This is a genomic window from Paraburkholderia sp. LEh10 (assembly GCF_017814945.1).
Classification (GTDB): domain Bacteria; phylum Pseudomonadota; class Gammaproteobacteria; order Burkholderiales; family Burkholderiaceae; genus Paraburkholderia.
In genome coordinates, this window is record NZ_JAGIPX010000088.1 from 19,145 (window position 1) to 28,561 (window position 9,417).

General features: G+C 64.8%; 9 protein-coding genes. All 9 read left to right on the forward strand.

Annotated elements, in window-relative coordinates:
- Nucleotides 1-173 precede the first annotated feature (173 nt).
- The 9 genes from phnG (at nucleotide 174) to J8I87_RS38995 (ending at nucleotide 8,631) form a co-directional block, all read left to right on the forward strand.
- On the forward strand, nucleotides 174-689 hold the full coding sequence (gene phnG, locus J8I87_RS38955) for a phosphonate C-P lyase system protein PhnG (protein ID WP_209937730.1): 516 nt from the start codon (nucleotides 174-176) through the stop codon (nucleotides 687-689).
- Nucleotides 689-1,360, forward strand: coding sequence for a phosphonate C-P lyase system protein PhnH (phnH, locus tag J8I87_RS38960; protein ID WP_209937731.1), 672 nt, complete (start codon nucleotides 689-691; stop codon nucleotides 1,358-1,360). Before phnG ends, phnH begins: the two co-directional genes overlap by 1 nt.
- Nucleotides 1,360-2,481 carry a carbon-phosphorus lyase complex subunit PhnI gene (locus J8I87_RS38965; protein WP_209937732.1) on the forward strand — a complete coding sequence of 374 codons (1,122 nt, stop codon included), beginning with the start codon at nucleotides 1,360-1,362 and terminating at the stop codon, nucleotides 2,479-2,481. Before phnH ends, J8I87_RS38965 begins: the two co-directional genes overlap by 1 nt.
- A complete protein-coding gene (locus tag J8I87_RS38970; RefSeq protein WP_209937733.1) occupies nucleotides 2,478-3,386 on the forward strand; it encodes an alpha-D-ribose 1-methylphosphonate 5-phosphate C-P-lyase PhnJ in 909 nt (302 codons plus the stop codon). The genes J8I87_RS38965 and J8I87_RS38970 overlap by 4 nt, the downstream gene beginning before the upstream one ends.
- Nucleotides 3,383-4,153 carry a phosphonate C-P lyase system protein PhnK gene (gene phnK / locus J8I87_RS38975; RefSeq protein ID WP_209937734.1) on the forward strand — a complete coding sequence of 257 codons (771 nt, stop codon included), beginning with the start codon at nucleotides 3,383-3,385 and terminating at the stop codon, nucleotides 4,151-4,153. Before J8I87_RS38970 ends, phnK begins: the two co-directional genes overlap by 4 nt.
- A 13-nt stretch (nucleotides 4,154-4,166) precedes the next feature.
- Nucleotides 4,167-4,922: a phosphonate C-P lyase system protein PhnL gene (gene phnL / locus J8I87_RS38980; protein WP_209937735.1), complete on the forward strand. Its 756-nt coding sequence runs from the start codon at nucleotides 4,167-4,169 to the stop codon at nucleotides 4,920-4,922.
- 33 nt (nucleotides 4,923-4,955) lie between these two features.
- A complete protein-coding gene (locus J8I87_RS38985) occupies nucleotides 4,956-6,089 on the forward strand; it encodes an alpha-D-ribose 1-methylphosphonate 5-triphosphate diphosphatase (protein ID WP_209937737.1) in 1,134 nt (377 codons plus the stop codon).
- A gap of 346 nt (nucleotides 6,090-6,435) precedes the next feature.
- Nucleotides 6,436-7,218 carry an ABC transporter substrate-binding protein gene (locus J8I87_RS38990; protein ID WP_209937738.1) on the forward strand — a complete coding sequence of 261 codons (783 nt, stop codon included), beginning with the start codon at nucleotides 6,436-6,438 and terminating at the stop codon, nucleotides 7,216-7,218.
- Between the two features lie 297 nt (nucleotides 7,219-7,515).
- A complete protein-coding gene (locus J8I87_RS38995; RefSeq protein ID WP_209937739.1) occupies nucleotides 7,516-8,631 on the forward strand; it encodes a succinylglutamate desuccinylase/aspartoacylase family protein in 1,116 nt (371 codons plus the stop codon).
- Nucleotides 8,632-9,417: the final 786 nt, after the last annotated feature.

The window sequence follows — 9,417 nt, forward strand, 5'->3', positions numbered from 1 at the left end:
CCTTCGGTTCAAATAGGCGTTCCGTGCATTGTAGTCCGCAAGCCATGGCGAAAATATGAAATCACGCCTCTGTCACGAGCAAGCGACATTCTAACCATAGACGTCTAGACGTTTAGACGAATAGATGCTTGAATGTCTGGACTCGCCACTGAATTTCCACCTCAGGAACACCGATGAGCGCCGCCGCTTCCCCTCCTCCTTCTGCCTCTGGCTCCACCGCTTCCGCGAGCGCCGTACGGCGCGCGTGGATGGCCGTGCTGGCGCGCACGCCGCGCGCCGATCTCGAAGCCGCGTTGACCCGCGCGATGGAAGGCGCGCCGTTTCCCGCGTTCGACTGGTTGCGTGCGCCCGAGATTGGGCTGGCGATGGTGCGCGGGCGCATCGGCGGCACGGGTGATGCGTTCAATCTCGGCGAGGCGACCGTCACGCGCGCGACATTGCGTCTTCGCAACGACGATTCGCAAGACGGCGCGACCGTCGGCGTCGCGTGCCATCTGGGCCGCGACCGCCGCCGAGCCGAACTCGCCGCTATCGCAGATGCACTCTTGCAAACGCCGCAGCACAGCGAGCGGTTGCAATTACAACTGATCGCGCCGCTTGCCACGCAACTCGCGGCGAAACGCGCTCAACGTCAACAGGACGCCGCATCGACGCGCGTCGAATTCTTCACGATGGTCCGAGGCGACTGATGAACAGCTCCCCTCAATCCGCGCAGATCGCGCTTTCGACGTTGACGCCGGGTTTCGCCGATCCCGTCCACGATACGCAAGCCGTGTTCCGCACGCTGCTCGATACGCTGTCGCGTCCCGGCAAGATCGGCACGATCGACGACGTGCTGCCCGCTTCCCGCAACCATGCGCTTAACCATGCGCGCAGCGATGCGCGCAACAACCTGCCGCACGTCCGCGCCGATCTCGCCGCGTTCGCCGCGCTGCTCGCGTTGTGCGACTACTCGACGCCCGTATGGCTCGCGCAGCCCGATGCCGTGCTCGGCTCCGCGCTGCGCTTTCATACGGGCGCGCCGCTCGTCGACGAGCCGCAAGATGCCGCGTTCGCCTATGTGCACGACGCGAGCATGCTGACGCCTCTTTCGAGCTTTGCGCTGGGCGAACCGGAAACGCCGGAGCAGTCGGTGACGCTCATCATCCGCGTCGACTCGCTGACGCAAGGCCTGCCCGTCGTGCTGGATGGCCCCGGCATCGAACATACGCACACGATTGCGCCTTCCGGCCTGCCCGAGCGCTTCTGGCGCGAGCGCGCCGAACTCGCGCCGCTCTTTCCGTGCGGCATCGACTGTTATCTCGTCTGCGGCGACACGCTGATCGGCCTGCCGCGCACAACCCGAGTGGAGCTGAACTAATGTACGTTGCCGTCAAAGGTGGAGAGCGCGCGATCGAGGCATCGTGGCGCCTGCTCGAAAAAGCGCGCCGCGGCGATACGCAATTCGCCGAACTGAGCGTCGCGCAGATCCGCACGCAGTTGCGCCTTGCCGTCGCGCGCGTGATGACGGAAGGCTCCGTCTACGACGAAGAGCTCGCGGCGCTTGCGATCAAGCAGGCCGCGGGCGATCTCGTCGAAGCGATCTTTCTGCTGCGCGCCTATCGCACGACGCTGCCGCGCTTCGGCTATACGCCGCCTGTCGATACGGAACACATGCACGTCGAGCGGCGCATTTCCGCGACGTTCAAGGACGTGCCCGGCGGCCAGATGCTCGGCGCAACGTATGACTATACGCAGCGTCTGCTCGACTTCACGTTGCTTGCCGAAGGCGGCGACGCCGGCGCACCGGCTGCGAAGCGCGCGGAAAGCGCCCCCCACGAAGCGATGCCGCGCATCGTCACGCTGCTGGACAAGGAAGGCCTGATCGAACAGGAACGCGCGTCCGAAGACGCGCCCGAGCCCGGCGACCTGTCGCGCGAGCCGCTGTCGTTTCCCGCGAGCCGCGCGACGCGCCTGCAAAACCTCGCGCGCGGCGACGAGGGCTTTCTGCTCGCGATGGGCTACGCGACGCAACGCGGCTACGCGCACTCGCATCCCTTCGCGGGCGAAATCCGCTTCGGCACGGTTGCCGTCGAAATGGAACTCGACGAACTCGGCGAAGCCGTCGAAATCGGTGAGATCGATGTGACGGAATGCCAGATGATCAACCAGTTCGCGGGCAGCAGCGAAGTGCCGCCCACTTTTACGCAAGGCTACGGTCTCGCGTTCGGTCATTCGGAGCGCAAGGCGATGGCGATGGCGCTCGTCGATCGCGCGCTGCGGGCCGAAGAACTCGGCGAAACGATCGGCTCGCCGACGCAGGACGTCGAATTCATGCTGTCGCATAGCGACAACGTCGAAGCATCGGGCTTCGTCCAGCATCTGAAGCTGCCGCATTACGTCGACTTCCAGGCCGAGCTCGAACTCGTGCGCCGCCTGCGCGCAAAACACGCGGCACGCGCCGACAGCAACGCCGACGATCAACAGGAGCAAGCCGCATGAACGCGCCCGACACGACTTTCGCGACGACGGCGCAGGACAGCGCCGCCGAGGGCTACAACTTCGCGTACCTCGACGAGCAGACCAAGCGCATGATCCGCCGCGCGCTGTTGAAAGCGGTGGCCGTGCCCGGCTATCAGGTGCCGTTCGCGTCGCGTGAAATGCCGCTGCCCTTCGGCTGGGGCACGGGCGGCATTCAGGTGACGGCATCGATCATCGGGCGCGACGACACGCTGAAGGTGATCGACCAGGGCTCCGACGAAACCACCAACGCCGTCAACATTCGCCGCTTCTTCGCGCGCACGACAGGCGTCAGCACGACGCGCAAGACCAGCGAGGCGACGATCGTGCAGACGCGCCACCGCATTCCCGAAACGCCGCTCACGGACAAGCAGATTCTCGTCTATCAGGTGCCGATGCCCGAGCCGCTCTATCGGCTGGAGCCGCGCGTGGCCGAATGCAAGAAGCTGCATGCGCTCGCCGACTATGGGCTCATCAGCGTGAAGCTGTACGAGGACATCGTGCAGCACGGCAGCATCGCGACGACGTACGACTACCCCGTGATCGTCAATGGCCGCTATCTCGCGTCGCCGTCGCCGATTCCGAAGTACGACAACCCGAAGATGCATATGAACCCCGCGCTGCAACTGTTCGGCGCGGGACGCGAGCGGCGCATTCACGCGATCCCGCCGTACACGCCCGTCAAGAGCCTCGATTTCGACGATCATCCGTTCGAGGTGCAGCGCTGGGAACATGCATGCGCGTTGTGCGGATCGACGGAAAGCTTCCTCGACGAAATGATCGTCGACGATGCGGGCAAGCGCATGTTCGTCTGCTCGGACAGCGACTATTGCCACGACCGCCGCGAGCAGCAGGCCGCGCAACATAACGAAGGAGAAAGCGCATGACGCCGCTTCTTAGCGCACGCGCGCTCACGAAACAATATGGCGGCCGCAACGGCTGCCGCAACGTCAGCTTCGATCTGTATCCGGGCGAGGTGCTGTGCATCGTCGGCGAATCGGGCTCGGGCAAGTCGACACTGTTGAACACGCTCGCGCTGCGCACGGCCGCCGATTCGGGCACGCTGCGCTATGCGAGCGCGCACGGCGAGATGCTCGATCTGCGCGCGTTGTCCGAGCCGCGCAAGCGTCTGTTGATGCGCACGCAATGGGGCTTCGTCCAGCAGAATCCGCGCGACGGGTTGCGCAGCGCCGTGTCGGCGGGCGCGAACATCGGCGAGCCGCTGATGGCCGTCGGCGCGCGCCACTACGGCAACATCCGCGAGGCGGCGGCGCAATGGATGTCGCGCGTCGAACTCGACGCATCGCGTATCGACGAACTGCCGTCGGCGTTTTCGGGCGGCATGCAGCAGCGCCTTCAGATCGCGCGCAATCTCGTCACGGGCCCGCGCCTCGTGTTCATGGACGAGCCCACGGCAGGCCTCGATGTCTCCGTGCAGGCGCGTCTGCTCGATCTGCTGCGCACGTTGACATCGACGCTGCATCTGTCCGTGCTGATCGTCACGCACGACATCGGCGTCGCGCGGCTGCTCGCGCACCGGCTGATGGTGATGCAAGGCGGCGAAGTGGTCGAAGCGGGTCTCACCGATCAGGTGCTCGACGATCCGCAGCATCCGTACACGCAGACGCTTGTCTCTTCCGTTCTGCCCGTTTGAGGTTCACTCCGTGATGACAACGTCAATCGAAACATCGTTCATCGACAACAGCGCGCTGATGCTGCGCGCCGTCAACATCGGCAAGACGTTCACGCTGCATGGCCAGGGCGGCGTGCAGATCGAAGCGCTCACGGGCGTGTCGCTCGACGTCGAGCGCGGCGAGTGCGTCGTGCTGGTCGGGCCGTCGGGCGCGGGCAAGAGCACGTTGCTGCGCTGCCTGTACGGCAACTATCTGGCGAGCACGGGCACGATCGCGATCCGCGACGATGCGCAGGAAACGAAGCATCTGCGCATCACGGGCGCCGAGCCGCGCGACGTGCTGTATCTGCGGCGCGGCGTGGTCGGCTACGTGAGCCAGTTCCTGCACGTGATTCCGCGCGTGAGCACGCTCGATCTCGTCGCCGAGCCGCTGGTGTCGCGAGGCGTCGATGCCGGCGACGCGCACGCGCGCGCCCGCGCGCTGCTCGCGCGGCTCAACGTGCCCGAGCGTTTGTGGGCGCTCGCGCCCGCGACGTTTTCGGGCGGCGAACAGCAGCGCGTGAACATCGCACGCGGCCTGATCGCCGAACATCCCGTGCTGCTGCTCGACGAGCCGACGGCTTCCCTCGATGCGGAGAACCGCGACATCGTCGCCCGTCTGATCGTCGAGGCGCGCGAGCGCGGCGCGGCCATCGTCGGCATCTTCCATGATGAAGACACGCGCGCGAAAGTCGCCACACGCCGGCTCGAATTGCGGCCGCCGCTGCGTCACGCGGCGGCATTACACTGACATCGATCCCCGATCTGCCAGGGAGCATCCAGCATGCTGATCAAGAATGCTCGCGTCGTCACGCGGGACGAAGTATTCAACGGCGTCGTGCGAATCGAGGGCGGCGTGATACGCGACGTGGCGCGCGGCACCACGTCGGCTGCGGGCGCCGAGGACTGGGACGGCGACTACCTGTTGCCGGGCCTCATCGAGCTGCACACGGACAACCTCGAGAAGCATCTCGTGCCGCGTCCCGGCGTCGAATGGAACACGGACGCAGCATTCGTGATTCACGATGCGCAGGTCGCCGCCGCCGGCATCACGACCGTGTTCGATGCGCTCGCGATCGGCTCGCGCTCGAACGTCGGCTTGCGCGGCCGCGATACGCAGACGCGCTGCGCGCAAGCGCTGCAGCGTTTCTCCGAGCGCAATCTGCTGCGCGCCGAGCACTTCCTGCATTTGCGCTGCGAAATCGCCACGCCGGACGTGGTCGACGTGTTCGATACGCTCACGCATCATCCGCTGCTGCGCCTCGCCTCCGTGATGGATCACACGCCGGGCCAGCGCCAATGGCATGACCGCGACCAGTGGCGCCGCTTCCAGGAGCGCCACGGCAAGATGACCGACGAGCACATGGCCGCGACGCTCGTCGCGCTCGAAGACGAACAGCAGCGTTTCGCCGATCTGCACCGCCGCGAGATCGTCGAGCGATGCAAGGCGCTGCGCCTGCCCGTCGCGAGCCACGACGACACGCTCGTCGAGCACGTGCAACAGGCCGCGGACGAAGGCATCGTGCTCGCCGAGTTCCCGACCACGCGCGTCGCCGCCGATGCCGCGCATCGCCACGGCATCGCAACGATCATGGGCGCGCCGAACATCGTGCGCGGCGGCTCGCACTCGGGCAACGTATCGGCGCTGGAACTGGCGAAAGCGGGACTGCTCGATATTCTGTCGTCCGACTACGTGCCGTCGAGCCTGTTGACGGCCGCCTTCGAGCTCGTCGACAAGGCCGGCTGGACGCTGCCGCAAGCGCTGGCGACGGTGTCGGCGGAACCGGCGCGCACCGCGGGCCTGCATGACCGTGGCGCAATCGAAACAGGGCTGCGTGCCGACTTCGTCCGGGTGACGATGCTCGACGCACTGCCCGTGCCGCGCGCGACCTATCGCGCGGGCGAACGTATCGTCTGACACACCGCTGGCTAACTCATTGAGCGCAAAGCGTTTGCCGCACTGCCGCAACTGCGGCGAACGCCTGCCGCCGCGCCCCTCTCCCTTACGAGGGCCTTCCACGGCTATCGCCTTCCTTTCATTACGGGCCTTCCTGCCCTATATCACAAAAGCCGTCATTAGAGGCAATACTCCTGTGCCATCCGGTGTTTCACTAGCACCGCAAACATTTTGATTTGTTAAGCTTGGCGCGCGCTGCTGGCTGGCCAGCGGCCAATAAACCACGCCCGGACACAATGGCCGGGCGACGTCGCGCAGCGGCACGACCGCATGCGGGACACTTCGAACCACTCCAGGGAGTACATCAGTGAAAAAACTGCTTGCGGCTTTGACGGTTGCCCTGCTCGCCACCGTTTCGATCGGCGCACATGCCAAAGACTGGACCACGATCCGTTTCGGCGTCGACGCCAGCTATCCGCCGTTTGAATCGAAGGGCTCCGACGGCAAGCTGGTCGGCTTCGACATCGACCTTGGCAACGAAATCTGCGCACGCCTGAAGGCGAAGTGCGTGTGGATCGAGAACGACTTCGACGGCATGATCCCGGCTCTGAAGGCCAAGAAGTTCGACGGCGTGCTGTCGTCGATGTCGATGACGCCGCAACGCGCGGAACAGATCGCGTTCTCGTCGAAGCTGTTCAACACGCCGACGCGCCTCGTCGCCAAGAAGGGCTCGAACATCCTGCCGACGGCGGAATCGCTGTCCGGCAAGTCGGTCGGCGTCGAGCAAGGCACGATCCAGGAAACGTACGCGAAGACCTACTGGGAGCCGAAGGGCGCGAAGGTCGTGCCGTATCAGAACCAGGACCAGGTCTATGCCGACCTGATCTCGGGCCGTCTGGATGCGGCGCTGCAAGACGCCGTGCAGGCTGACATCGGCTTCCTGAAGACGCCGCGCGGCGCGGGCTACCAGTTCGTCGGCAAGGATCTGGAAGACAAGAAGATCCTCGGCGAAGGCGCAGGCATCGGCATGCGCAAGGAAGACACCGACCTGAAGGCGAAGGTCGACAAGGCGATCGCCGACATGATCAAGGACGGCACCTACAAGAAGATCGAGAAGAAGTACTTCGACTTCGACGTGTACGGCGGCTGATCGTCACCGCGACAGCGGCATCGCGCGGCGCACGACGCCGCGCGCCGCGACGGTACGCAGACGGGCTCCATCTGGAGCCCGTTTTTGTTTTGAACTGGCCCTGTGGCGGCGGACCGGCATGCCCGTCCAGCTTATCCGGCTCATGGCCGCCGTTCGCCCGCCATGCCCAAATGGGCTAAGATCGAATGGTTGACGGGCGCGGTCGTTGTGCGCGCCACCGTTTTCAGCAGTCAATCCGCAGTCATACCCTTGCAACTACAGGGCGCATTGCGCGTCGTACGCAGCGCCATATCGATCATGCAAACCCTCAATCATCCGCTGATTTCCCCGACCCTCGGCACCGCGCGCAGCCTGACGAGCTTCCACTATGGTCCGAGCGGCGGCCAGAAGGTCTACATCCAGTCGTCGCTGCACGCGGACGAGCTGCCCGGCATGCTGGTGTCGTGGGCGCTGCGCCGCAAGCTCGAAACGCTCGAAGCCGCAGGCAAGCTGCGCGGCGAGGTCGTCGTCGTGCCCGTCGCGAACCCGATCGGCCTGAACCAGCATGTGCTCGGCCTGCTCGCCGGCCGTTTCGAGACGAATACTGCGCAGAACTTCAATCGCAACTTCTATAACCTGTTCGACCTGATCGAGCCCGTGATCGAAGAGCGGCTGACGGACGACGCCGACCAGAACCGCACGGCGGTCCGCGAGGCGATGCGCGAAGCGCTGGGCGCGCAAAGGCCGCGCACCGAAATCGAATCGCAGCGTCTCGCGTTGCAGCTGCTGTCATACGACGCGGACATCGTGCTCGATCTGCATTGCGACTGGGAAGCGGCGTTGCATCTGTACACGAACCCGGACCTGTGGCCCGACGTCGAGCCGCTCGCGCGCTACCTGGATTCCAAGGCATCGCTGCTCGCGGTGGATTCCGTCGGCAATCCGTTCGACGAGATTCACAGCTTCTGCTGGTCGGAATTGCGCACGCGTGTCGGCGAACGCTTCCCGATTCCGAACGGGTCGATCTCGGTGACGGTGGAGTTGCGCAGCCAGCGCGACGTGTCGTACGAATTCGCGGAGCACGACGCGCAGGGCATCATCGAGTATCTGACGCATCGCGGCGTGATCGCGGGCGAAGCCGCGCCGATGCCGCCGCTCGAATTCGCCGCGACGCCGCTCGCGGGCACCGAGCCGATCGTGACGCCCGTGAGCGGCGTCGTCGTGTATCGCCAGGAAGTGGGCAAATGGGTCGATGCGGGCGAGCCCGTCGCCGATGTTGTCGATCCGCTGACGGATCGTGTGGTCACGCTGAAGACGAATGTCGCGGGCGTCATGTATGCGCGCCATTTGTCGCGGTTTGCTCAGGCTGGAATGGAGGTTGCGCGGATCGCGGGCGCGAAGGCGTATCGGACGGGGCAGTTGTTGTCAGCGTGAGGTTTGGTGTCTTTTTGTCTGCGACGCCTGTGGTTTGCTTTGCCCTGCGCGGGCATTCGCGATGCGATCTGTTTTGCCGCTTTCGCTGGCATCCGCGATGCGGTTTGTTTTTGCCGCTTTCGCGGGCATCCGCGATGCGGTTTGTTTTTGCCGCTTTCGCTGGCATCCGCGATGCGGTTTGTTTTGCCGCTTTCGCTGGCATCCGCGATGCGCCTCGCGGCGCAAGCGTTGCCCCTGTGCGGGGCGGCACCTACTTTCTTTGCCGCGGCAAAGAAAGTAGGCAAAGAAAGCCGCTCACACCGCCAGCCCTTGACCGTTACCCACGGGCTCCCAACGTCCCCATGTTTATCGCGGCAGTGTGCTCGCCCACGCCCGTTGCCTGCACATTGAGCGGCGCCTCACCCGCTTCATGCACCTGCGTTACAGACCGCGCCCCCGATTATCCAGCGCCCCCGTGCGGCAAACCTATGTAGGCCTTCGTTCCACCAGAACACCTACTGCGCGATGTCTCTGCACGGTTCGAGCGCTGTCCCGTGAGGCGCGACGACCAACATACGTTTGCCGCAAAAGGGCAGTGAAACATCAGGACGGTTAGCAGTTGTGCGAGCGCATGAAGCGGGTGAGGCGCTCAAATATCGTGTTGGCCAACCAACATCGGCCGAGGTGCTGATGTGCGAAGTGCGGGGACGTCGGGGCCCGTGGGTAAAAGCAAGCATTGGCGGTGTGAGCCGCTTTCTTTGCTTACTTTCTTTGCGGCGGCAAAGAAAGTAAGTGCCGCCCCGCACA

Coding starts and splice junctions, on each gene's coding strand:
- phnG (WP_209937730.1), top strand. CDS start 174: ATGAGCGCCGCCGCTTCCCCTCCTCCTTCTGCCTCTGGCTCCACCGCT.
- phnH (WP_209937731.1), top strand. CDS start 689: ATGAACAGCTCCCCTCAATCCGCGCAGATCGCGCTTTCGACGTTGACG.
- J8I87_RS38965 (WP_209937732.1), top strand. CDS start 1,360: ATGTACGTTGCCGTCAAAGGTGGAGAGCGCGCGATCGAGGCATCGTGG.
- J8I87_RS38970 (WP_209937733.1), top strand. CDS start 2,478: ATGAACGCGCCCGACACGACTTTCGCGACGACGGCGCAGGACAGCGCC.
- phnK (WP_209937734.1), top strand. CDS start 3,383: ATGACGCCGCTTCTTAGCGCACGCGCGCTCACGAAACAATATGGCGGC.
- phnL (WP_209937735.1), top strand. CDS start 4,167: ATGACAACGTCAATCGAAACATCGTTCATCGACAACAGCGCGCTGATG.
- J8I87_RS38985 (WP_209937737.1), top strand. CDS start 4,956: ATGCTGATCAAGAATGCTCGCGTCGTCACGCGGGACGAAGTATTCAAC.
- J8I87_RS38995 (WP_209937739.1), top strand. CDS start 7,516: ATGCAAACCCTCAATCATCCGCTGATTTCCCCGACCCTCGGCACCGCG.